Here is a 23,248-nt window from a genome sequence, read left to right as displayed (position 1 = left end):
ACATTCTTCTTCCATTTTAGTATAATTGGCAATATCTATGCTAAAACAGTACAATACTACTATTAAAAGTAGTGTTCGAGGATATGCTGGACGTCCACGTTTGGATTCGAATTCTGAATCCAATTGATGCATTAAATTTTGAACCATTTTGCTGAATGCAAAATTAGTGATTGTTAACAACATTTTAGGACAATCCCCCTCCTGTTTAAGTTTATTTAAAATACTGCCATCTTTATACTCTTTCAATTCCATAACTGGCATGAAAAATCAAAGTATTATTCAGTTTAAAGAATTATTCAGAGGTTTTAATTTTCAATGAAAATTCACTAAAAATCAATGAAAATTCCGTGAAAATTAAATTAAACACATAAATTTTATCTAAAAAATTTAATAAATAATTCTTATATAATAATATGTAATTTAAAGTATTTATAATTATTTATTTTAAATTTTAAGTAATATTAAACTAAATAAAAGTAATTAAAATAATATGAATAAGTTGTTTTAAATTTTAAGGATTTTATTAGAAAAAAATTACTCCAAATTTAAGAATATTATATAAGATCTTTTCCAGAATAAAAAAAATCAAAAAATGCCAAAATAAAAATTCTCAAAAATATTAAAAATAAGAGTTCTTAAAAGAATAAAACAAAAATAAAAGGCAATTTAATAGTCAAATAGAAAAAATAAGTAAAATAATCAAATTAAGGATTTATTGACAAACCCCTTAACTTAAATTTAAATATTTTCTTTTATAAATTATTATTTAATGTATTCAAGAAATCCAGGTTTTTATGACTGCAATCGTTTAGGCGATAATTTATTTATTTTCCATAAAAACCATAAAACTTATCTGAATAATGCACTAATGGAATATAATCTTAATTTAATCCAGGCTTTATGTTTGCTTAGGATTTACAATGGAGATAATATCAATCAAAAGGAATTGTCCGATGATTTGTATTTAACTAAAGGTGCCATTACCAAAGCCATTAAGAAATTGGAAGAAAACGAATATATCTGTCGTGAACAGTCTTGCTGGGATAGGCGAAATAATATTTTGAAGATTACTTCCAAAGGTTTGGATTTAATTCCTATTCTTGATGCGATTAATCGGGAATGGGAAAGTAAAATGGGTTTTGATGAGTTATCGGAAGAATTTGTTGAAACTTTTAGAAAATTATCAGCTAAATCCGCCCAATTAAACAAATAGGTTTATATATTTTTTCACACATAAATTAGTTTACATGTAAACTAATGTGGTGAAATATATGAATATCAAAAAAGTTGTTGTTGCTGGTGGCGGTGTTCTCGGTAGTCAAATTGCGCTTCAATCCTCATATTGTGGCTTTGATGTAACGATATGGCTTAGAAGTGAAGGTTCAATCGAAAGAGCACAGCCGAAACTTGAAAGATTTAAAAACATTTATGTACAGACATTGGAAGCTTTCAAAACCGATAAGAGCCAATACTGCAGGGGTCTTGCAAAATCTCCAGATATCTCTGAAGAGGAAATCGATGAGTTAATTGAAAATGCAAAAAACGGGTATGAAAGTTTAACCTTAACGACTAGCTATGAGGAAGCTGCTGAAGATGCAGACTTGGTCATTGAAGCTATTGCTGAAGATCCGGAACAAAAAATTGCTTTTTATCAGGAACTTGCAAAATATTTGCCTGAAAAAACTATTATAGTTACTAATTCATCAACACTGCTTCCAAGCATGTTTGCTGAATATACTGGAAGACCTGAAAAATATCTGGCTCTTCATTTTGCAAATACCATTTGGGCCAACAATACTGCTGAGGTAATGGGACATCCAGGGACTAATCAAAAGTATTATGATGAAATAGTCCAATTTGCCGAAGACATTAATATGGTGCCGTTGCAGCTTAAAAAAGAACAGCCAGGTTATATTTTGAATTCTATGCTTGTTCCGTTTTTAAGTGCGGCTGAAGCGTTGTATGCAATGGATGTGGCTGATCCGGAGACAATCGATAAAACATGGATGCTGGCAACCGGTGCGCCTAACGGACCTTTTCGCATATTAGATGTTGTAGGTTTGGTAACTGCATACAATATTGTAATCATGAATCCTGAAGTTAATAATCCCGATTCAATACATGCTAAAATCGCAGCCAAACTAAAAGAAAAAATAGATAAGGGTGAAACAGGTATTAATGCTGGAAAAGGATTTTATGAGTATTAAAATCCTTTTTTTTATTTTTTTTAAGGATTGCATCTCTTGCATGGCACATAGCCCTGATTAATGGCATCATCTCTTGAATTGAACACCACTTTATTTTTTTCAGCTATTTTAGAACATGATGAGCATGTCGGATAATGGAACTTATGTGAGTTGGAATTTCCGATATAGCTTCCTGAATCGCCTACAGCACCGGATGAGCTACTTGAAGCTGTTGAGGAATGTGTGTAACTTGTAGTATTCTCTCCGGCCCAGTTATATGGATAGAATTCGCTTGGAGGCATGTACATTATCTCCGCAAGCCCTTCCTTTAAAAGGATTTCATTCAGGTTCTTTCCGTCCACTATCACGACGGCCAGGGTTCTTCCGTACTTGTCGGTGTGTTTTGAGTCATCAATGTCAAGGCTGACTTCCCTGTTCAGACATAATTTCTTAACGAGGTATGCTGATGTGTCTGATCCCTCAACTCCCTTTTCGGGGGTGTTGACTCCAACGAAACGCACCTTTCCGACCCCTTCAACCTCTATCGTATCTCCGTCGGATACTTTTGTGCATATTCCGCTTGCTTCCGCTTTGCAGTCCGTATCGGAGTATTTGCTTAAAATGTCATTTAATGATAATGAACTGTACTCTGATATGCTTTTGTGGTGTGAAAAGCCGGTTCCAGTGTATGCAGTTGCAGTTGCCATCGCTGCGGCAAGCATTAGAACTATAAATATTGCGAATAAATACTTCCTTTCGATTTTCATCTTCATCAGTCATATATTGTTACTATCTTGTTATTAAATATTTGGTGTCTGCTCCGCTAAGCAGAGATGGCAGATGGCATTGGGATTGTTTTCCTGATTTTCCTTAACCGGACAGTAGAAAACTCCATTTTCCTCAGTTACCTTCAAGCTTCCAGGAAATTCACTTCCAACTGGATGTATTGGCTCTTCCAGAACGAATGTTGTATAAAGTGAGGTAATAACGTAAATCAGGGGGAATTTGTCTTCCTTATCATTGCCTTCATTTTCAAAAGTGCTTTCAAGCAGATGGAATGAATCCTCCAGGGTATCCAAATCGATTTTTTCATTCATGTCATCGTTGTTTTCAATGACTTCCTTCATGCGCATGATGAAATATTTAATGTATATTTCCAGGTACTTTTCCCTGTACTGGGACTGAATGTATTTTCCTTCCTCCCTCATCCTTACTGAGGCCATCATCAAGTCATAAACTGAAATGATGCTTGCGTATTTTTTCAGGATAACCATCAAATCGTTTTTTGTAAAGCTGTCTTGGCTGAATATTTCCCTCAGTTCGGTTAATATCTGTTCAGGGTCCATGCTTTATAATTATATTTAAACATATATTTAAGTAATAGCAAAATCATATTATTATAATAATAGAAGCTGGAAATTGTTTATATGATTACTATTACCCGAAAGGAAGAGGTTATTTTTGACCAAATCAAAATCTTTGACGTGGAATATGAAGGCGAAATTCCAATGAAGGCTCTTAAAAAGGAGCTTTGTGTGGGAAGTTTCCATGAATACGATTTGGTTCAGGTCTTGAATTCCCTTTCAAACAAGAAATTAATCGAATTTGAGGATTCCACGGTAAGATTAATAGATTCCGATATAGAGGTCAACACAGTCAACTCCAAAAAGGATCTGGAGGAGCTGGAACTCAACATCAAGGAGAAGGAATCTTTTGACCTTATAAAAAATCTTGTGAATGATAAGAACCTTGTCTCCAAATACATCCTTGAGGGCAATCTCCTTTACGGGGATTTGAAATTGTCAAATTTCAGAATGTACCATATTATTTTGTCACTGGAAAATAAGGGGCTTTTAAAACATATCCACAAGTCCGACGGCGAATACTACCTTCTCGTTGAATAATATTTTTTACTATTTTTTTATTATCTGAGTATTATTAATTCCTGATTTTATCATAATATTTATATAAGGTAAAAATAAAAATATTATACTAATGATAAAAAGGTTATTTATATGATGAGAATAAGTATGTCATTGCCTAAGAAATTACTAGCTGATTTTGATGAGGTATTAAAGGAAAGAGGTTATCAATCTCGTTCAAAAGGTATTCGTGATGCCCTTCAAGATTATATTGTCCGTTATCAATGGATGAATTCAATGGAGGGAGAAAGAATCGGTATTATAACTATTATCTATGACCACCATTATACTGGCGTAATGGAAAATCTCGCAGAAATTCAACACAGTTTTAGAAATGAGATTAACACCAGTATGCATATACACATGACTGATAAATACTGTATGGAGATTGTAGTAGTTAATGGAGATATTGCTGAAATTCGTGACTTAACAGAAAGAATTATGAGGCTTAAAGGCGTTGAACACGTAAAATTAACCAGTACCGCAAACGGAGAAGAATTTAGTGAGCCTGATGGACATTCTCATGACCACTCCCATACTCACTAAATAACTTTATTTTTTTTCATGAAATTCAAAGCAACTTCTTATCATTTCGATTTGTTGAAGGATAATGATAGGGTATCCGCCTTTTTTGAAGCCATTAACGATTATTCGGGAAATAATGACTTGGCCTACGATTTGGGCTGCGGAAGCGGAGTGCTGTCCTATTTTTTAAGTGAAAGCTTTCACAAAATCATAGCTGTTGAAATAGATTCAAAAGCGGCCGAGTGCGCTTCAGATAATTTAAATGAATTTGAAAACGTAACAGTAATCAATTCCGATGTTTTGGACTGTAATTTTAGACAAAAAGCCGATTTGATAGTATGCGAGATGATGGATACTGCATTAATCGACGAGGAGGAAGTGCAGGTTTTAAACCATGCCCGAAAGGCTCTTAAAAACGGCGGTGAAATAATTCCAAAGGCCATAGTCAATTTTGCAGAGCTTGTAAATATGGAAAGGGATTATATCCACTGGGATGAAAATGCAAAGTATGAAATTCTCTCAAATACTGTAAATTACTCAAAAATAGATTTTAAAGATGAAATAAACCCTGATTTTGAAAAGGATATTGAATTCAAGGCAAATAAAACCGGCAATGCTAACGGAATAAAGATTACCACAGTCACCATTTTGAATGACAATATGGTGTGCGGACCGACACCGATGTTTAATCCACCTTTATTAATCCCCATTGATGAGATAGATGTCAAATGCAATGATTTAATTAATGTAAAATTAAAATATATAATGGGGCAAGGTATTGAAACCGTTTCAACCCAAATCATGTAAAGGTGATAATATTTCTTTTAAGGAAGAATTAAGGGATTTTTTAAAAGATTATGAGAAATTGATTATTTTGGGAATCGGCAATGAACTGAGATATGATGACGGTGTAGGACCATTCATCATAAGCAATTTGAATAAATATGAACTGTCAGATAAGGTGATGCTTATCAACGCACAAACGGTTCCTGAAAACTTCACGGGCAAAATAAGAATCGAAAAGCCCTCCCATATCATTATCATCGACGCCTGCCTGATGGGTCTGGCTCCGGGGGAGTTCAAAATAGTTGATGAGGACGATTTTGCCGAAATCGGAATCTCCACCCATTCGATGTCATTGTCCTATTTTGTGAAATTCCTGAATAACGATAATGTTTTATTCATAGGTATTGAGCCTGAAACTTTGGAATTGATTGACCAGGATTCATTAGGCGTTCTGGGGGCAGACCTGATGGATTTCAATGGCGAGCTGACTGAAAACGTTCAAAAAAGTGCAGAGGAACTTGTTGAACTGTTAAGGGAGACATTAACATGAAAATTTTATTTATTGGATCACGCTTATATGACGATATTGACTATTACGTAAGAGAAAAAGGTATAGAAAGCATTTTAACCGAGTCCAATGAGGACGCAATCAATCTGGACTTGCCGGATCAGGTATTTATCGTTCCAAGGGGAATGGACGGTCCAAAACAGATTGCAATCACTCATGATGTCGATGCGATAATTCCGTTGATAGGCATTGATCCGCCGCTGATTCAGGTGGCTCGAATGAAAGAGGAAATTGAATCCGAATACGGAATTCCGGTAATAGCTTCAAATGTCCGTGCTGTGGAACTGACGTCCAATAAAATTAACACGAAATCATTTTACAAAGAAATTGGTGTTGTCACTCCTGAGTATCAGATTTTAAACGCTCCCGATGAACTGGCTCTGGAATTTCCTGTTGTCCTCAAGCAGGGCGAAGGACAGGGCGGAAAGGACATTAAAATCGCCCATAATATGGAAGACGTTACCCAATACTTCGAGGAGTTCGACCAGGCCCTTTGCGAAGAGTTCATAGAAGGTTCTGAAATCTCAATTGAAGTAATAGGATTCAACGGCGAGTATGTTGCACTTCCTCCAATCTATAAGGGTGAAACGACTCTTGAAGGAACTCATCCGTTAAACAAGGTCAAATTAGGTCCTTGTTTGGTTGACGGTTTGGACAACAATCTGGTTCAGGAAACCGCCTATAATGTGGCAAGAAAGCTTGATTCCGACGGAATATTCGAGATGGACTTCATGTATTCCCACAAAAGAGATCAGCTCTATGCGATTGAGGTTAATACAAGGCCTAACGGGACCAGATATCTGACAACCGCAACCTGCGGAGTCAATTCATTATGCGAACTGGTAAATATGGCATGTGGGGAATTCAGCCTTAAAAGCATCTTTGACAAGCTTGAATATTACTATTCCACGGAAATTCCAATCGGAAACTACGAGGGACCCGAAGCCTCAGAACCCAAAAAATCATTCGACAACAATAACTTTGTGGTTCATGGTCCGGCCGGTTATCAAAGGATTACAATTCGGGCAAAATCAAAAAAAGAGCTTGAAAATCTAATTAATGAGTTAACTTAATGAAACTATTATATAGTATTAATTAATAAAATATTAATAGTTTAAAATATTATGTAGTGGTTGGAATGAATACTGGAGATATGTTAATTCTTTTTTTAATAACATTTATCGCAACGATATTCTTCACGTATAGCGTTAGAGGAATATTGATTAAAGCAAGGATAGCTGATAATCCTATAGTCAGTGAACACAGACATAAAAGCGGAACGCCTACAATGGGCGGAATCGCATTTTTATTCTCTATTTCTTTAGTTATTTCAATTTACTATCAGAATATTCCAATATTGATTCTTTCATACATAATGCTTGTGGGTGGAATGGTAGGTCTGGTTGACGATTTGATTGGGCTAAAAGTTAAAGAGATCCAGAAAATCGTTGTAAACGTCTCAGAGGAGGTAATAACTTTAGGAAGACTTGATGTCCAGCCTCAGGAAGAAGTTAGGGTAGCCACTCCAAAAGCCAAAGCCGAGGTCGACAAGTTCCTCGAAGAGGGCAAAGTCGAAGTCATCGGTGAAGTTCCGATTAAAACTGAACCTGATGAACTGCAAAAGATATTCTGTCAGATAGCTATCGGAGTCTTTTTGGGATTGACAGGTATCATTACGAGTATCGGAGGATTCCAATTGGGTATTTTTGCCATTCCTGTTGTAATAATTGCAGTTTTAGGATGTATAAATTCAGTAAACTTAATCGATGGAATGGACGGTCTTGCAGCCGGAATCGTAGGAATAGCATCCTTATTCTGCTGTCTTTACGGTTATCTCTTTGGCCCTATGACAATCATCCCGCCGTTTCTGATATTGGCAGGTTTATGTTTAGGATTCTTGGTATTCAACAAGCATCCGGCTTCAATATTTATGGGAGACACCGGTTCATTCGTATTGGGAACAGGCTATGCCGCAGCAGTCCTCATATGTGACTTGCCGTACTTCGGTATACTTGCATTGGGCGTACCGATTATATCAGTCATTGTAAGTCTGCTTCACAGGGCACACATCATCAAGCTGCCTGTAGAGCCGCTGCATCACACTTTAAACCATTACGGCATGTCCGAAACCAAAATCGTATTAACTTATTGGGGTGCCACTTTAGCATTTTGTATAATAGGCATTCTTGCCAAGATGTACATATTCTGATTTTTACGGTGTTTTAAATGATTATTCAAGAATTAGCTGATTTCATTAACGGTGAAATTATTGGAAATGACACTTTCTTTTTAAACCAGGAATTTACTGGAAGATTTACATTATTGAACGACTCCAAAAAGGGAGATATCGTAATAAGGCATTGGATTAATGGAAAAGGCATTGAAATCGCAGCCGAAAAGAATATCGCCTGCCTGATAACTCAAACTCCAAAGGACGGAGCTGTTGAAACCGCTCGAAAGCTGAATTTCCCATTAATCGTTTGTGACAAGATTGAATTGGCTAATGCTTATGCCCTTAAATGGACGGTTGACAATTATTCTCCTGATTCAACTAATGTCGTCATTACGGGCACAAACGGAAAGTCAACGACTTCCCATATGATTTATCATATCCTTAATGATGCAGGGTATCACGTTTTTACAAATACTGACAGTGAATCCGAATTCAATACATTAATAGATCCAATGGTTTCCAAATTGATTTCAGATGAAGTAAAAGATAACGGAAAGCTTGATTTTCTATCCATTGAAGTGTCTGAAGTGCAGGGATGGCTTGGAAAGCTAATGAAAAACCACGCTTCACTGATGTCAAACGCTTTAAATCCTTCAGTTGGGGTAATTACAAATATTGCAATGGACCATATCGGCCTTGTAAATTCAATAGATGAGGTTTTCGATGAAATCTCTGCAGTTCCTAAAGCCATCGGTGACGGAGTAACGGTTCTAAACTACGACGACGAGCTTGTAAGAAAGCTTGATGCAAAAAACCCTTTCTACTGGTCAATGTCTAGAAATGACGTTGATTTATATTTCGATAATGGAATTTACTATAATGGTGAGTTAATAATTGAAAAGACGGACTTGCCATTTACCAGCGGTCATTTCATACAGAATATTCTATCTGCAGTGGGAGCATGCATCAGTCTCGGCTTAAGTTCAGAAAGTATTGCAAAAGGTGTCAAATCATACAAGGCACTAAACAGACGCTTTGCAAAGCTCAATGATGAACCGTTAATCATAGATGACTTTGCCCACAACCCAGACGGCATCAAAAACACCATAAGGGAATGCATAAAGATGGTCAATGACAATCAGAAGTTGTTTGTCGTCTGTGCAATAAGGGGTTCCAGGGGCGTTGAAATCAATAAGCTTAATGTAGAGGCATTGGTTGAAGTTTTGAATGATGACGTTACTCTGATTTTATCTTCAAGCAAAGACGTGGTCAACAGCTTGAATTACGTCACTCCCGAAGAGAAGGATGTATTTTTCGAGGTATTGGACAGGAATAATGTAAGATACACTCATTTTGACAACCTTAAGGATTCCCTTTCTGAAACCTATGGGCTTGCCGATAAAAATGATATTATCCTGTTAATAGGGGCTCAGGGAATGGACCCTGCCGAGTCTATTTTAAATAACATTCTATAAATTTAAATATTATATTAATTATAACTATATGTGTATAGATTTTTTTGTTCTTAGCGAATAGAAATCTAAGAGGATAAGTAATATGTTTATAAAGATTAGAAGAGATACATTAATAATTTTATTATTAGCGTTTATTTTGATTGTCTGTGGTCGTTTGATTACTTACGTCGCATTCGCTTCATCAAGTGAGATAAATGATGGAGTGCCTATCTCAGGAATCATTGTTAAAGGAAATGATATAGTTCCGGTTGATACAATAAGATATAATGTTATGCAATCCGGTTTAAGGGATGGCAGTGTGATTTATGGAGATATATTGAAGACTTCCAAAAGAGAAGTTTCGCTGAAGGATGCGATACAAACGGCTCAGGAATTTGCAAAAGAGTCGACGGTTCCGGGTACGTCAGTTCAGCCAATTAAGGCAGCTGATGTTCAGGTAGACAAGAATACTGGAATTGTTACTGTAACTGTTATAGAAGACTTTTCGTCTGTTGAAATAGAGGATTCGAAATGAGGGATAAGCTTTGAAGAGTTTGAAAATACCTATAATCATTTTTATAATATTTTTAATGACTATGAGTAGCGTAGCTGCTACCTGTAACATTATAGTCATAACCGATCCTACTGGACAGGATCCTAACGGCGCTGCGGCCGGAAGTATGTCATTTGCTCAGAACATGTTCCAGTCAACGTTTCTGATGTCAAAGAACAATCACTTTGCAGTTCTCTCAGGGGGTACCGGTAGTTCAGACGTCAGGCTGAATTCAATTGTAGCTGCCGTTGCAAATCTCGAAAACAATGCTTCAGCAGCTTCAGCGGCTTCCATTGCCAGCAGTTATGAAGGACCACGTCTGCTTGTCGGAGGTCCGTATATGGGTGCTGCAATCGGAGGATCATTTGATGCTTACGTAGTCAAGGTTAATGATGCAGACAACTCAATTACCGTAACTCCGTACAGCAGTGGAGTAGCTACTTTGGAGCCTGGCCAGAAAGGAGCCATTATTCACTTGAGGAATACTGATGGAAATCCAATGTATGGTACAGCAGATTATGTCCGTAAGGAAACCGCAATGAATATCGGTAAGATGATTAGGGACGGATATCCTGCAACCACTATTCTTTCAGAAGCTATGGGCGAAGTGGCCCGTGATTCCGGTGAAAAATACGGTGGGGGTGGAGTAAACCTCGTTTCAGGAATATCCACTTCAGACATGTTCACTCCTACTGAAATGAACTCAACAGGTTATCCGATGGATGAAGCTTACGCAAAATCATGTGACGAGTGTGGCTGGGGTGTCGGTTATCCCGCTGCCGAAGCTTATGAAACGTGTCCTATCTGTGGCGGAGAGTTGAAGATTATTTATGCATATGAATCTTTAGGAAAAGCGATTACCGTCAGTCCCGATGCAGTAAGTGTTTCCGTTTACGGAAGTGGTAAATCAGGCGTTGCGGCCACAACAAAAGAGATTGTTCAGGCTTCAGTCAATAAATACGGATATGACGCATCAGCAATTGCCGGTTCAATCAATAAAGGTATTAATAACGGTCTTTTAATGGGCGTTGATCATGTAGAACCTAAAGACATTAACGTAAAAGAGGAATCTAAAGCCGTAGGTGTCTATTACACTGCGCTTCCGGGAGACAGGTCTTCACCTTCATGGGATTTGCCTGTTGACGAAAACATAATGAATATTCTGGGAAGCATTCAGACGGCGGTAGGTATAGTCCTGATTCTCTTGGTTATATTCAGAAGCAGATTGTTGAAGTCATTCCAAAACAGACGAACTTAAACTTCTTTTCTTTTTTTTTATTAATAGGGGATATTATGGCATTGATTTTAGTTAGAGGAGAGAATAAATCAAAATTATTGAGTGCCATTTCAGATATGGAAAGGCACGGCAGTTTAACTTTAGTATCAAATCCAAAGGTCATCAGTGCGGAATTTGCCGATTCATTAGTGGAACAGATTTTAAAGGCAAAGCTTAAAACCAAATCCAACGTGGCAACCGCATTTTTCGTAAAGGAAGATACTACCTTAAGCATTTTAAAGATAAAGCAGATTCATCCACCGGCACACATCGTTGTTGTAAGTCCGGAATACCGAGGTCATGACGAGCTGGAAGAAAAGCTTAAAATCGCCCATGACATGGATGGCTACCGCTCATACAGGGCTTTAAATGCAGGAAAAATAGATTATTCAGTTAAAGGTAAAAAAAGGTATATTCAAAATAATAAGTTAAATAGCTATACTGAATAGATAGCTATTTTCTTTTGATTTTCATTACGTTTCCGAGAGTTCTCTCACCGGATGAACTGCTCATGAACTGATTCAAATCAACCTCATCAATATTTTCAATCAGTTTTATATCCAGAGCTTTTTCCAGTTTTTTCGTTAATTTATTATCAGGGGTCATCTTGCCGGATTCAATTCTGTTGATGACGGAAACTCTTTCATTTATTTTCTTTCCTAAATCCTCACGGGACCAGTTTTTGGCTTCTCTTGCTCTTCTCACGGCAACATTATAGTCTTCTATAAGTTCATCTTTTGGTTCATCATTTCTATATGTTCTTCTTGGTTGAGTTTGTTTTCTTCCTTTCTTGTTTTGCTGGAACTTTGGCTTTGGAGGTGCCTTTTGTATCGTTCCAAGCTTTGCACAGTCCTTACACACAACCATAACTGATCCTTCAATTTTTGCTCTTGTAGGATTTGTTTCGCTTACGGGTTTACCACAAATTTCGCATTCCATATTAATCAGTTTTTTGAATTTAGTTAATTAATGATTTATTTTTCAACAGTTAATAAATTTTGTTTTTTTGAAAAAATGTCTGTTTAAAAATATCTGTTGCACTGTTTTTTTGCTTTATGATTTTTTAGTTTATGATTAATTAAATTAGAATTAAATTCTCATCTATGATTTTAATGGAGTGTCTTTGACGTTAACGGTGAGGGCATTAAAAATTAATTGATTTTTCAAAGGTATATCTATATCTATCTTTTAAAAAATACTAAAATTAATGATTCAATTAAAAGCTTTTAAAAATAAAAATAAAAGCAATCAAAGGATTGCTTCTTAAATTTCTAGCCTATATATAATATTATTCCTTCAATGACTAAACCTACGCCTATAAGAATTGGGGCGAACATTGGTTGGCTGAGTGATAATCCTCCAAGGGCAAATGATATTATACCCAGGATTATAAGGGATACTGATGCTATTTTTGATATTTGTAAATCTGAAAAAAGAGTAACAATACCCGCTAAAATCAGTATGATACCAATCATATAGAATTCTAATCCGAAAAGGAATGATAATGCTGAAATGTTACACAGGAATATAATCCCAACTATAATGGATAGAATCCCGACAATAATATTCAGAGCCGTTAATCCGGCTAGTATTAATACTATACCAAACAGTATTAAGCTTATTCCAAAAAGAATGGACACTGTTATAGTACCGGAAATAGGAAATATTATAAAAATTAATCCTAAAATAATAGCCAGTATTCCGGATATTTTATTTGATTCCATATTTTTCCTCCTAAAATTTGTTAAATTCACTTTTTCAAGTGAAAATTATGATTAAAAGCATCATGCTTTAATTTTAAATTATCTTTTTTATACTATTTAATAATTATTATATCTCATTTGATGATGGTGCGGTAGCACATCTGTGGGGTGGAATGGAAAAGAGGCGAAATTCAGGAATAATAATAAAAGATTACTTCTTTCCTTTATTCTTTTTAACTGTATCCTTTATGTCCTCAAATTCACTGGAAACGTATTTCATAATAATTGAAACGGATAAAGTGGCGGTACCTATAATTGATAGAATAAAACCTCCCCATGCCAATACTAAGGAATTAATCTTTCCAGCCATGATTTTTCCGGATGCATCAAAACTGTTGCTGGTAAATGCATTGGTAACCATAGTCATGGAATCCATAGGAGAAACTCCTTCAGCAAGAATTGTAAATAAAAAGCTTATCAGCAATATTGAAAATGTCACTATAAGGCTTAATCCCAAACCTTTGCTCTGAGTATGCTTAAGAAATTCACGGTAGTAAAATTGGATGAAATACAGATACCCGAGAATATGGAATAAATTAAATAAGCTGTATGCATTTCCAAACACTATTTCAGTTATTGATGAAAACGGAATCAATAAGAATAATAAAACCTTGTCACTAAGGGAATCCCAGCTCCTGATAATGCAAATATATATCGAAACAATGATATCTAAAGCAATTATGAAACCTAATCCTTCAGTCCAGTTAAATATTTGATATAAGATGATTAAAACAACGATTAATATCATTGCCACATAAAAGATTTGTTCTAGATAAAAGAGCGCTTCAGAAGGAAAATATTCTAAAGGATTTGAAAACCTTGAATTCTTAATGAACGAGGATGATTTAATTTTATCTAAAGTAAATTTGACTATATAAACTAAAAGGACAAATATTACGGCCGCAACCAATAATTGAAATATGGAATTCAATAGAACAGAGTTTTCCATCATTCATCCCCCTCTTCAATCAATTCCCTTAATTCCTTAAATTCCTTTTTGAAATGTCTTGTTAAAATAGCTGCCGTTAATGTTGCCGCACCGACTCCGGACATGACATATCCTCCCCAAACCAGCAATAAACTATTCATTTTGCCGGCTATAGTATCTCCAAAAACAGAATATCCATTGCCTGTAAATTCATTGGAAGCGATTACCAGTGAATCCAGCGGGTTTACATTTTCACTGTATTGCGTTACAAAAAAGCTGACGAAAATTATTGTAAACAGTAATATTATGGTTATTCCCAAACCGTTTGAATGAGTATACTCCATAAATTTATCAAAACTTTGTTTTGCGAAGTAAATGAATGCTAAAATATGGATTATTATCAAAAAGATTTCGTAACCGCTATTGAATAACAGATAAGATAATGATCCGTATGGAACTACTAACAGCCATAATATCTTACCTTTTGTGGAACTTTTATCCAATGCCGCTGCAAAATACAGTGAAAGCGCGATATCAAATATTGCAAGATAAGGGAAGTCTATTTTTGAAACTGTCAAGGTATAGGAAATATTCACTACACACAATGCCATCAAAATTAAATAAAAAACTTGTCTTAATGAATGAACTTCATCTTCAGGTAGTATTCTACTAATGTTTATGGATTTGCCATCATCAGAGATTAATTTATCATATATGAGCTTGGCCAAAACGGTAAAAACTAAAAAGATAACCATTACAATTACTAATTGAATCAATCTGTTATCCAGTATTTGCATGAAGTTCACCTTAAACTAATTTATGTTGCTAATAATTATTAACAGTTATGATGCTCTTTTTTACATTAGTTTCATAGCCTTATAGGTATCTTTCCAATGTATTGCTCTATTCCGCTTTTAGCATCATCCAAATTAACTCCGGTTTTTTGTTCCACTTCCGATTTGACCTGGCTTAAATTGGCGCTGTTTGCATATTCATTTGCCTTTGACTGCAAATCTCCGGTTATGTTTTTCACGGTTGAAATGCTATCCTCCAATTTGCTATCGTCCGGAAAAACATTTTTGTACTCTACGGATTTCGCCATGTGCACTGCAATGTTCTTGTCGTTACAGCAGATTATTAAATTGTCATGAGAGCTTTCATTGGATAGGGGAATGCAATAAAATTTGCCGTTATAATTCACTTTAATGATATCGAATAAGTGGATTTCCAGCAATTCATCGGCATTTATAACATAACATGTATAGCCGTCAATGTTCTGCTTTTCTCCATTTTTTATTATGTTATTTAAGGTATTGAAGCCTACTTCACTTACTTTTAAAATGTTTTTGTCTTCGTGACTGTTGTATGTAACCAGTATTCCATTGTCCCAATTCCAAATTTTAGCTTTCTCAATTTCTCCATCATATTTCGTTTGATTGGCCGGGACTTCTAAGCTTGTCCCGTTTGGCGTTATTTCAATTCTTTCGTAATTAACTGTAGTTAACATTACTAGAATAACGACCGTTGCAATGACTAGAATTATCATTGCGATTAAAATTATTTTTTTGTTATCCATTATCATGCCCTCATTATTTCAAGCGGTAATATTTTCTGCCTGCCAACCTGTGATTAGCATGACCTGAAAACAACCTTATCTGTTTAAATATTGTTTTTTGTAATATAAATAACTTAAAGTATAATTATTCGTATTACATCATTCTTTAAATGGCTTCAATTAACGATTTTTCAAATTAGCGATATCGCAATTTCAATAATACTTTTCAATTGAAAATGCTAAAATGTTTTATACTAGTAGTTTCATATTTTTCTAATAGACTGTTAGGAAAAGAAATGGTTTTAACTAAAGTGATTTAATTAGAAATTTATATGGAGTATGATTCACATGAACGATTTTGATGATTTGGAAAACTCTTCAAAAGAGGAATTGATTGAAAGAATCGAATCTTTAGAAGATGAAATAACCTCTATCCGTGAAGAGAAGTCCAAAGCTAAAAGTAACTTAATGTGGAAAGTTAGGAAATTAGAAAAAGATAAAGTTCTAATCGAAAACGAAAAAATCAGATTAGAAAGAGAAGCTAAATCCTTACGTTCCGAAGTGGAAAGGTTTAGATCTCCCCCTTTAGTTTTAGCTACTATTACTGAAGTTTTAGATGAGCATAGGATGACAGTTAAAAGTAGTACAGGTCCTAGTTTTCTTGTTAATTACTCAAAATTCTTAGATGAAAAATTATTGGTTCCAGGTTCAAGGGTTGCCCTAAACCAGCAGACATTCGGTATTGTTGAAGTGCTTCCTTCCGAAAAGGATGCAAACGTATCCGGAATGGAAATCGAAACCAAACCTGATGTGACCTACGATCAAATCGGCGGTTTGGAAGAGCAAATCGTTGAGGTTAAGGAAACCGTTGAATTGCCTTTAAAGGAACCTGAGCTATTTGAAAAGATTGGTATTGATCCTCCAAAAGGAATTCTTTTATACGGTCCTCCGGGAACAGGTAAGACATTGCTTGCAAAGGCCGTAGCTAATGAAACTAACGCAACTTTCATCAAGATTGTAGCTTCCGAATTCGTTAAAAAGTATATCGGTGAAGGTGCAAGGCTTGTGCGTGAAGTATTCGAATTGGCTAAAGAGAAGGCTCCTGCAATCATTTTCATTGACGAGCTTGATGCCGTTGCAGCCAAAAGGCTTAAAAGTTCAACCAGCGGTGACAGGGAAGTTCAAAGGACTTTAATGCAGTTGCTTGCTGAGCTTGACGGTTTCGAATCAAGAGGAGACATTGGAATTATCGGCGCAACAAACAGGCCGGATATTTTAGACCCGGCGCTTTTAAGGCCTGGCCGTTTCGACAGATTCATAGAAGTTCCTCTCCCGAATGCTGATGGAAGAAAGGAAATCCTTAAGATTCACACTAAAAGAATGGCATTGGATGAAGAGGCCGACATCGACATACTGTGCGATTTGACTGACGGCCTCTCAGGTGCAGACTTAAAGGCAATCTGTACCGAAGCGGGAATGTTTGCCATCCGTGAAAAACGTGATAAGGTAACCGTAGCTGACTTCATGGATGCCGTCGATAAGGTTGTTGACTCTGAACATGATGAAGAGTTTAAAAAAGAAGCCGGAGTAATGTTCGGTTAATTTTCATAAATAAGCCTATGATGAACCCTATGAGCTCTGATTAGTGATGAATGATGGGCGAGCTGAGGCTTATTTTTCTATACTTTTTTTGGTAAAACTTTATTAAAAATTAAAATCTAATAGTATTATTATGTTTGGAAAAAATGATAATCAATCTAATGAGAGAATAATTTATCAAACTAGGCCTAATTTATTGTTTGGCTGTAAAAAAGCTATTTTAGGTTTTATCTTATTAGTTATTCTTTTATCTGCATCAGGTCCTATTATTCAGTTTATAGGTAAGATGCAGGTCTATCTGATATCCCGCATTTCATTGCCTCTTACAAGGTATACTGCAATTGCAGTTTTCGTATTAATGATTGTTATTGTTGTGTATATAATCTGGCAGATTGTAGGATGGTACGCCAAGGAATACATACTGACTGAAAGCAAGATTATCGTAAAGTCCGGTGTGTTGCTTAACCGCAAAAATTATATGCCCTATGCCACGATTCAGGACATTAACACTTCCCAAAGCGTTTTTGCAAGACTCTTTAATGTCGGTTCAATCAGCGTTTTCAGTGCATATGACAACAATTCAATGTCTTTGGATAGCGTTTCCGATCCGTCAAAGGTTGAAGAAATTATTTTTTCCAATATGACTCAATCAATGAATCGTTTTTCCTATCAGCCGCCTAGAAATCCAATTGAGAGGAATGTGCAGCCGCTGAATTATGAAGATGATTATGATGACGTTGTCATAACTCCGATAACCCGTGAAGAGCAGTACGCGCGCAGGCAATATGAGTATTATCCGGAAGATTTAAGCTATGGCGCTCCCCAAAGGCCAAGATATGAATATGAGCCTTATGACGAAAGCCTGGAACAGAATATCAATAGGGCAATGGGCGGTCGTTATGAACGTCCTCCAAACTACGGTCAGAATGATTATTATAATGACGTAAGGCATGATTATTCCCGCAGCAATGATGATGATTATTATGAAGTAAGGCGTAATCCTTCCCGTGGCAATGGTGACGATTATTATAATGACGTAAGGCATGATTATTCCCGTGACAATGATGATGATTATTATGAAGTAAGGCGTAATCCTTCCTATGGCAATGATAATCGATATTATGATGATGAAGAGGAAAAGCATCATGATGAGGCTCCTGTTCAGGAATCAGATTCTCGCCAAGATGATGCATCAGAATCAAGTGAAAAAATAATAAAAAGACATTTCGATAAGTTTAAAAGATAATCATCATATCATTAATTAAGGTGAACGATAATGGAATTATTATGCATACAATCTCAGGAACATCCGGAATTGCCTCAGGGAGAACTGAAGGCGGTCATGGAATGCGAAGAAATGGGAGCTTCAATGGAAGTAATTACCGAAGGTCTGGTGATAGTAAAGGACATTTCTTCAGAAAACATCGATGAATATTACCGGATATTGACCAGAAGACTTGGATACACCCATGAGGTTCACCAGATTATTAAAACGTCAAGCGTCGATGAATTGAACGATGATATTTTCTCAATCGACTGGCAGGATTATATCGATGAGAATTTCGCAGTCAGGCTTAAAAGATTCGACTCAAAAGTCGATACCGTAGCCATTGAAAGAAAGGCCGGATCATTGATTCTTGAAAAGACAGAAAATATAAAAGTCAAGCTTGACAAGCCGAATTCATTGGTTCGTTTGGTTGCTTTTCAGGATACGATTTATATTGCAATCGAGAAGTATCATTTGAATAAAAGGCATTTTGAAGAAATCAAACCTCATAAAAGGCCGTTTTTCTATCCTGGTTCAATGAGTCCTAAATTAGCTCGTTGTATGGTAAACTTATCCCGAGTTAAAGCAGGACAGCTGTTGTTGGATCCGTTCTGCGGAACCGGAGGAATATTGATTGAAGCGGGACTGGTCGGATGCAAGGTCGTCGGATCTGATGTCAACTGGAAAATGAAGAACGGAACAGCTATCAATTTGGATTATTGTGGCATAACGGATTACCGGACATTTCATCTGGACGTCCGTGAGCTTAAGATGTATGAGAAGGTAGCTGCTGTAGTTACAGACCCGCCTTATGGAATTTCAACCTCCACAGGCGACATCGAAGGCGACGATATTTTCAAGGAATTCTTCCATGCGATTTATGATAATATGGCGGATGACGCTTATCTGTGTATGGCAAGCCCTCATTATGTGGATTTAAATCCGATGATGGAAGAAGTGGGCTTTGAGCTTGCCGAGCAATATGCTATAAAAATGCATAGAAGTTTAACAAGAATCATATCAGTTATAAAAAAGTCTGAATAAAATCCCTCCCATAAAATTTAGCTATTTTTTTTAAATTTATTTTGATTTTAATTGGAAATTATTATATTATTTAAAATAAATATTTAAATGTATAAAATTTTATTCATAATAAGGAAGAAATCGATGAAAAGAAATTATGCTTTTATTTGTTTCATGGGATTATTTTTAATAGTTTCAATGAATTGTGCATTTGCCTCAGATAATTCAACGGACTATTTTAATTCAGGTATTGGGTAGATGGGCCGGATTCTAATTCAGATGATTTAGCTGAACTTGCAAATGTAGTTGAAAATGCAAATCCTGGTGAAGAAATTAATCTAGGCAGCGATTATTATTGTTCTGAAAGTAATCTAAGCAGTGCTATTTCTATTTTTGATAATGTGACTATAAATGGCCATGGACATTTCTTTGATGGGAATGGCTCTAAAATATCTAATTTATTTATTGCCTATGGTGATAATGTTGTTTTGAAAAATATAACCTTTATTAATTGGAATTTGGAAGATTATGATGGTGTAATTCTATGGGGTGGTCTGAATGGTACAATTAAGGACTGCACTTTTAAAAACAACTATGCTCTTGGCGGGGAATTAATAGATTGGGTAGGTCATGAAGGTCTTTTAATAAATTGTGATTTTATAAATACCACTATTGAATCCGGCAGTGCAATATATTGGGAAGGTGTTGCCGGTTATGTTTTAAACTGTGATTTTTTAAACAACACTGCAGAGACTGGCGGTGTAATCATTTGGAAAGGAAAAACGGATCGGTAAAAAATTCAGTTTTCATGGGTAATTCCGCTGATAATGGTGGTGCAATTTACTGGGATGGACTTACAGGCCTACTGGAAAACAATTATTTAGTTTTGTGACAACTTTATAAAATGATAATATAACAGTGTTATTATTTAGTTAATAAAGTCCAAATTAATGATAAAATCAAAAAATAAGAACAAATAGCTATTTTTGAATGAGAAAATAAAAAGAAGAATAACAGTTAAATTGCTATTCTAAATCACAATTTAACAAAATACTATAAAAACGATTCTCAATATTATGTCAGGCTTTTGGACAATGCAGGTAATCCGGTTGGGGCAAATGTAAGTGTCATATTCAATATTAATGGAGTATTCTACACCAGATACACAAATGCTTCAGGTGTAGCACGTTTAAATATTAATTTAAATCCTGGTGAATATATAATTACGGCAGAGTATAATGGATATAAAGCATCAAATACCATTAAAGTACTTCCTACTTTAAAAGCTAAAGACTTATCCATGAAATATAAGGATGGGTCTAAATTCAATGTAACGGTACTGAATGGTTCTGGTAATCCATTGGCCAATGCAATAACATACTCTGTTGATAATCAGGATTACAGTCAATTTGCCTCTAGACTTTTCAATGGTATTAATGATGGTTTGGCTGCTGTGACATATGGTGAAAAATTTAATATATTGATTACAAATATACCTCCAACATATAGTCCCGCAGATGTCGGTAAAATGGCAACAAATGTAATATTTGATAAGACTGTTAAAGCGGTATTGTCTATTATAAAGGATATTGTTTGCAATTAATTGAATGGGAAATCTTATTTTCCCATATTTTTTTTTAATTTAATAGCAAAAAATAGTTAACTTTATATACTAGTAATTTTCATTTTTGATTTTTTTTATATATTCTTAATATAATATTCACTTTTTTCAATCAAACTATTTTTTTGTTAATATTTATTTTAAAAAGCTCTCATTTTATTTTTTTTAAAATTTAGTTAAATCTGTGACTATTATAATTTTATTTTTTGATATAATCAATTAATATCTATGTTTTTTATATTTTTAATATTAATTATCCTTATTTTATATTTTAAATAATTTTTGCAATTAATTTTAACTGATTTTGTTAATTGAATATCTCTGTCTATTAGATGTGCTATATGTATTATGGCGATGACCTAAGTAAAATTGTATATCACAATAATTACAATGATGGTTGCTTTCCACATGTAGCGATACATTGTGAGTACTTGAGTTTTTTCAGGTATGATGTTGGTTTTGTAGATGTGGTGAATATTGATACTGTCAATTTTCAGTGTATTACTCGTCTATATTTTTTTTAGCGTACTTCATAATACTTATTATTATGTCTGTTATGTGTTCAATTCTGTTTGATCCTGGCAGATGCTACTGCTATTGGGATTCGATTAAGCCATGCAAGTCGAACGAGTTTAGACTCGTGGCGTACGGCTCAGTAACACGTGGATAACCTACCCTTAGGACCGGGATAACCTTGGGAAACTGAGGATAATACTGGATAGGCAATTATTCCTGGAATGGTTTTTTGTTTAAATGTTTTTTCGCCTAAGGATGGGTCTGCGGCCGATTAGGTAGTTGGTTAGGTAACGGCTTACCAAGCCATTGATCGGTACGGGTTGTGAGAGCAAGAGCCCGGAGATGGAACCTGAGACAAGGTTCCAGGCCCTACGGGGTGCAGCAGGCGCGAAACCTCCGCAATGTGAGAAATCGCGACGGGGGGATCCCAAGTGCCATTCTTAACGGGATGGCTTTTCATTAGTGTAAAGAGCTTTTGGAATAAGGGCTGGGCAAGACCGGTGCCAGCCGCCGCGGTAACACCGGCAGCTCTAGTGGTAGCAGTTTTTATTGGGCCTAAAGCGTCCGTAGCCGGTTTAATAAGTCTCTGGTGAAATCCTGTAGCTTAACTGTGGGAATTGCTGGAGATACTATTAGACTTGAGACCGGGAGAGGTTAGAGGTACTCCCAGGGTAGAGGTGAAATTCTGTAATCCTGGGAGGACCGCCTGTTGCGAAGGCGTCTAACTGGAACGGTTCTGACGGTGAGGGACGAAAGTTAGGGGCGCGAACCGGATTAGATACCCGGGTAGTCCTAACCGTAAACGATGCGGACTTGGTGTTGGGGTGGCTTTGAGCTGCTCCAGTGCCGAAGGGAAGCTGTTAAGTCCGCCGCCTGGGAAGTACGGTCGCAAGACTGAAACTTAAAGGAATTGGCGGGGGAGCACCACAACGCGTGGAGCCTGCGGTTTAATTGGATTCAACGCCGGACATCTCACCAGAGGCGACAGCTGTATGATGGCCAAGCTGATGACTTTGCTTGACTAGCTGAGAGGAGGTGCATGGCCGCCGTCAGCTCGTACCGTGAGGCGTCCTGTTAAGTCAGGCAACGAGCGAGACCCACGCCCTTAGTTACCAGCGGATCCTTTTTTGGATGCCGGGCACACTAAGGGGACCGCCTATGATAAATAGGAGGAAGGAGTGGACGACGGTAGGTCCGTATGCCCCGAATCCTCTGGGCAACACGCGGGCTACAATGGCTGAGACAATGGGTTCCGACACCGAAAGGTGGAGGTAATCCTCTAAACTTAGTCGTAGTTCGGATTGAGGACTGTAACTCGTTCTCATGAAGCTGGAATGCGTAGTAATCGCGTATCACTATTGCGCGGTGAATACGTCCCTGCTCCTTGCACACACCGCCCGTCACACCACCCAAAAAGGGCTTGGATGAGGATGTGATGTTTTTGTCATATTCGAATCTAGGTTTTTTGAGGAGGGTGAAGTCGTAACAAGGTAGCCGTAGGGGAACCTGCGGCTGGATCACCTCCTTACACTT

25 protein-coding genes and 1 rRNA gene are annotated in these 23,248 nt (G+C 36.3%); 18 read left to right on the top strand and 8 right to left on the bottom strand.

Features of this window, described 5'->3' with window-relative positions:
* Positions 1–252 (bottom strand): hypothetical protein (locus tag F3G70_RS12350; RefSeq protein ID WP_223166015.1); only part of this gene is annotated, 252 nt, incomplete at its 3' end.
* A 517-nt stretch (positions 253–769) separates the two neighbouring features.
* On the opposite strand from F3G70_RS12350, the gene F3G70_RS11460 reads away from it, so the two are divergent.
* Together F3G70_RS11460 and F3G70_RS11455 are read left to right on the top strand one after the other, a co-directional pair.
* Positions 770–1,213, top strand: a complete 444-nt coding sequence (locus F3G70_RS11460) for a MarR family winged helix-turn-helix transcriptional regulator (RefSeq protein WP_149732841.1) — start codon at positions 770–772, stop codon at positions 1,211–1,213.
* Positions 1,214–1,271: 58 nt separating this feature from the next.
* The gene (locus F3G70_RS11455; protein ID WP_149732840.1) at positions 1,272–2,207 is read left to right on the top strand and encodes a 3-hydroxyacyl-CoA dehydrogenase; all 936 of its coding nucleotides are present in this window, start codon (positions 1,272–1,274) and stop codon (positions 2,205–2,207) included.
* 20 nt (positions 2,208–2,227) lie between these two features.
* Here F3G70_RS11455 and F3G70_RS12525 read toward each other — a convergent pair whose 3' ends face one another.
* Both F3G70_RS12525 and F3G70_RS11445 read right to left on the bottom strand, forming a co-directional pair.
* Positions 2,228–2,959: a thermonuclease family protein gene (locus tag F3G70_RS12525; protein ID WP_223166089.1), complete on the bottom strand. Its 732-nt coding sequence runs from the start codon at positions 2,957–2,959 to the stop codon at positions 2,228–2,230.
* Positions 2,960–2,986: 27 nt separating this feature from the next.
* Positions 2,987–3,532, bottom strand: coding sequence for a DUF2115 domain-containing protein (locus tag F3G70_RS11445; RefSeq protein WP_149732839.1), 546 nt, complete (start codon positions 3,530–3,532; stop codon positions 2,987–2,989).
* Positions 3,533–3,613: 81 nt separating this feature from the next.
* Here F3G70_RS11445 and F3G70_RS11440 point away from each other — a divergent pair, with 81 nt between their 5' ends.
* The 10 genes from F3G70_RS11440 (at position 3,614) to F3G70_RS11395 (ending at position 11,892) form a co-directional block, all read left to right on the top strand.
* A complete protein-coding gene (locus F3G70_RS11440; RefSeq protein ID WP_149732838.1) occupies positions 3,614–4,090 on the top strand; it encodes a hypothetical protein in 477 nt (158 codons plus the stop codon).
* 111 nt (positions 4,091–4,201) lie between these two features.
* The gene (gene nikR / locus F3G70_RS11435) at positions 4,202–4,654 is read left to right on the top strand and encodes a nickel-responsive transcriptional regulator NikR (RefSeq protein ID WP_149732837.1); all 453 of its coding nucleotides are present in this window, start codon (positions 4,202–4,204) and stop codon (positions 4,652–4,654) included.
* A gap of 18 nt (positions 4,655–4,672) precedes the next feature.
* Entirely contained in the window at positions 4,673–5,440 is a 768-nt protein-coding gene (locus F3G70_RS11430) for a methyltransferase domain-containing protein (RefSeq protein WP_149732836.1), read from the top strand.
* Between the two features lie 67 nt (positions 5,441–5,507).
* Positions 5,508–5,969 (top strand): hydrogenase maturation peptidase HycI, encoded by a 462-nt coding sequence (hycI, locus tag F3G70_RS11425; protein WP_149732842.1) that lies wholly within the window; start codon positions 5,508–5,510, stop codon positions 5,967–5,969.
* On the top strand, positions 5,966–7,060 hold the full coding sequence (locus F3G70_RS11420; RefSeq protein ID WP_149732835.1) for an ATP-grasp domain-containing protein: 1,095 nt from the start codon (positions 5,966–5,968) through the stop codon (positions 7,058–7,060). The genes hycI and F3G70_RS11420 overlap by 4 nt, the downstream gene beginning before the upstream one ends.
* Before the next feature lie 65 nt (positions 7,061–7,125).
* Complete coding sequence (locus F3G70_RS11415; RefSeq protein ID WP_149732834.1) at positions 7,126–8,196, top strand: glycosyltransferase family 4 protein; 1,071 nt, start codon at positions 7,126–7,128, stop codon at positions 8,194–8,196.
* 17 nt (positions 8,197–8,213) lie between these two features.
* Positions 8,214–9,635, top strand: coding sequence for a Mur ligase family protein (locus F3G70_RS11410; protein WP_149732833.1), 1,422 nt, complete (start codon positions 8,214–8,216; stop codon positions 9,633–9,635).
* 82 nt (positions 9,636–9,717) lie between these two features.
* Positions 9,718–10,149, top strand: coding sequence for a hypothetical protein (locus tag F3G70_RS11405; protein ID WP_149732832.1), 432 nt, complete (start codon positions 9,718–9,720; stop codon positions 10,147–10,149).
* 55 nt (positions 10,150–10,204) lie between these two features.
* Complete coding sequence (locus F3G70_RS11400; RefSeq protein WP_149732831.1) at positions 10,205–11,425, top strand: hypothetical protein; 1,221 nt, start codon at positions 10,205–10,207, stop codon at positions 11,423–11,425.
* A gap of 35 nt (positions 11,426–11,460) precedes the next feature.
* Positions 11,461–11,892, top strand: a complete 432-nt coding sequence (locus tag F3G70_RS11395) for a DUF356 domain-containing protein (RefSeq protein ID WP_149732830.1) — start codon at positions 11,461–11,463, stop codon at positions 11,890–11,892.
* A gap of 4 nt (positions 11,893–11,896) precedes the next feature.
* On the opposite strand, the gene F3G70_RS11390 is transcribed toward F3G70_RS11395, so the two are convergent.
* The 5 genes from F3G70_RS11390 to F3G70_RS11370 all read right to left on the bottom strand — a co-directional run bounded on the left by F3G70_RS11390 (position 11,897) and on the right by F3G70_RS11370 (position 15,710).
* Positions 11,897–12,382: a multiprotein bridging factor aMBF1 gene (locus F3G70_RS11390; RefSeq protein ID WP_149732829.1), complete on the bottom strand. Its 486-nt coding sequence runs from the start codon at positions 12,380–12,382 to the stop codon at positions 11,897–11,899.
* 332 nt (positions 12,383–12,714) lie between these two features.
* The gene (locus F3G70_RS11385; protein ID WP_149732828.1) at positions 12,715–13,167 is read right to left on the bottom strand and encodes a DUF308 domain-containing protein; all 453 of its coding nucleotides are present in this window, start codon (positions 13,165–13,167) and stop codon (positions 12,715–12,717) included.
* Positions 13,168–13,357: 190 nt separating this feature from the next.
* Positions 13,358–14,158, bottom strand: coding sequence for a hypothetical protein (locus F3G70_RS11380; RefSeq protein WP_149732827.1), 801 nt, complete (start codon positions 14,156–14,158; stop codon positions 13,358–13,360).
* Positions 14,155–14,931, bottom strand: a complete 777-nt coding sequence (locus F3G70_RS11375) for a hypothetical protein (protein ID WP_149732826.1) — start codon at positions 14,929–14,931, stop codon at positions 14,155–14,157. The genes F3G70_RS11380 and F3G70_RS11375 overlap by 4 nt, the downstream gene beginning before the upstream one ends.
* 71 nt (positions 14,932–15,002) lie before the next feature.
* On the bottom strand, positions 15,003–15,710 hold the full coding sequence (locus tag F3G70_RS11370; RefSeq protein ID WP_149732825.1) for a hypothetical protein: 708 nt from the start codon (positions 15,708–15,710) through the stop codon (positions 15,003–15,005).
* Positions 15,711–16,055: 345 nt separating this feature from the next.
* Here F3G70_RS11370 and F3G70_RS11365 point away from each other — a divergent pair, with 345 nt between their 5' ends.
* The 6 genes from F3G70_RS11365 (at position 16,056) to F3G70_RS11335 (ending at position 23,241) form a co-directional block, all read left to right on the top strand.
* Positions 16,056–17,291 (top strand): proteasome-activating nucleotidase, encoded by a 1,236-nt coding sequence (locus F3G70_RS11365; protein WP_188118179.1) that lies wholly within the window; start codon positions 16,056–16,058, stop codon positions 17,289–17,291.
* Between the two features lie 130 nt (positions 17,292–17,421).
* Positions 17,422–18,534, top strand: coding sequence for a PH domain-containing protein (locus tag F3G70_RS11360; RefSeq protein WP_223166087.1), 1,113 nt, complete (start codon positions 17,422–17,424; stop codon positions 18,532–18,534).
* Positions 18,535–18,564: 30 nt separating this feature from the next.
* Positions 18,565–19,599 carry a TIGR01177 family methyltransferase gene (locus tag F3G70_RS11355; RefSeq protein ID WP_149732822.1) on the top strand — a complete coding sequence of 345 codons (1,035 nt, stop codon included), beginning with the start codon at positions 18,565–18,567 and terminating at the stop codon, positions 19,597–19,599.
* 380 nt (positions 19,600–19,979) lie between these two features.
* On the top strand, positions 19,980–20,372 hold the full coding sequence (locus F3G70_RS11350) for a hypothetical protein (RefSeq protein WP_149732821.1): 393 nt from the start codon (positions 19,980–19,982) through the stop codon (positions 20,370–20,372).
* 293 nt (positions 20,373–20,665) lie between these two features.
* Positions 20,666–21,181 carry a carboxypeptidase-like regulatory domain-containing protein gene (locus F3G70_RS11340; RefSeq protein ID WP_149732819.1) on the top strand — a complete coding sequence of 172 codons (516 nt, stop codon included), beginning with the start codon at positions 20,666–20,668 and terminating at the stop codon, positions 21,179–21,181.
* Positions 21,182–21,764: 583 nt separating this feature from the next.
* Positions 21,765–23,241 (top strand): 16S ribosomal RNA (locus F3G70_RS11335).
* Positions 23,242–23,248 lie beyond the last annotated feature (7 nt).

Origin of the sequence: Methanobrevibacter millerae, assembly GCF_900103415.1 — an archaeon.
Taxonomy (GTDB): Archaea; Methanobacteriota; Methanobacteria; order Methanobacteriales; family Methanobacteriaceae; genus Methanocatella; species Methanocatella millerae.
The sequence above is the reverse complement of the archived record's forward strand: the minus strand, read 5'-3'. Positions and strand labels throughout refer to the sequence as shown.

Coding starts and splice junctions, on each gene's coding strand:
- F3G70_RS11410 (WP_149732833.1), top strand. CDS start 8,214: ATGATTATTCAAGAATTAGCTGATTTCATTAACGGTGAAATTATTGGA.
- F3G70_RS11460 (WP_149732841.1), top strand. CDS start 770: ATGTATTCAAGAAATCCAGGTTTTTATGACTGCAATCGTTTAGGCGAT.
- F3G70_RS11390 (WP_149732829.1), bottom strand. CDS start 12,382: ATGGAATGCGAAATTTGTGGTAAACCCGTAAGCGAAACAAATCCTACA.
- F3G70_RS11445 (WP_149732839.1), bottom strand. CDS start 3,532: ATGGACCCTGAACAGATATTAACCGAACTGAGGGAAATATTCAGCCAA.
- F3G70_RS11395 (WP_149732830.1), top strand. CDS start 11,461: ATGGCATTGATTTTAGTTAGAGGAGAGAATAAATCAAAATTATTGAGT.
- F3G70_RS11370 (WP_149732825.1), bottom strand. CDS start 15,710: ATGGATAACAAAAAAATAATTTTAATCGCAATGATAATTCTAGTCATT.
- F3G70_RS11440 (WP_149732838.1), top strand. CDS start 3,614: ATGATTACTATTACCCGAAAGGAAGAGGTTATTTTTGACCAAATCAAA.
- F3G70_RS11455 (WP_149732840.1), top strand. CDS start 1,272: ATGAATATCAAAAAAGTTGTTGTTGCTGGTGGCGGTGTTCTCGGTAGT.
- F3G70_RS12525 (WP_223166089.1), bottom strand. CDS start 2,959: ATGAAGATGAAAATCGAAAGGAAGTATTTATTCGCAATATTTATAGTT.
- F3G70_RS11405 (WP_149732832.1), top strand. CDS start 9,718: ATGTTTATAAAGATTAGAAGAGATACATTAATAATTTTATTATTAGCG.
- F3G70_RS11360 (WP_223166087.1), top strand. CDS start 17,422: ATGTTTGGAAAAAATGATAATCAATCTAATGAGAGAATAATTTATCAA.
- nikR (WP_149732837.1), top strand. CDS start 4,202: ATGATGAGAATAAGTATGTCATTGCCTAAGAAATTACTAGCTGATTTT.
- F3G70_RS11355 (WP_149732822.1), top strand. CDS start 18,565: ATGGAATTATTATGCATACAATCTCAGGAACATCCGGAATTGCCTCAG.
- F3G70_RS11430 (WP_149732836.1), top strand. CDS start 4,673: ATGAAATTCAAAGCAACTTCTTATCATTTCGATTTGTTGAAGGATAAT.
- F3G70_RS11415 (WP_149732834.1), top strand. CDS start 7,126: ATGAATACTGGAGATATGTTAATTCTTTTTTTAATAACATTTATCGCA.
- F3G70_RS11385 (WP_149732828.1), bottom strand. CDS start 13,167: ATGGAATCAAATAAAATATCCGGAATACTGGCTATTATTTTAGGATTA.
- F3G70_RS11420 (WP_149732835.1), top strand. CDS start 5,966: ATGAAAATTTTATTTATTGGATCACGCTTATATGACGATATTGACTAT.
- F3G70_RS11380 (WP_149732827.1), bottom strand. CDS start 14,158: ATGATGGAAAACTCTGTTCTATTGAATTCCATATTTCAATTATTGGTT.
- F3G70_RS11375 (WP_149732826.1), bottom strand. CDS start 14,931: ATGCAAATACTGGATAACAGATTGATTCAATTAGTAATTGTAATGGTT.
- F3G70_RS11400 (WP_149732831.1), top strand. CDS start 10,205: ATGACTATGAGTAGCGTAGCTGCTACCTGTAACATTATAGTCATAACC.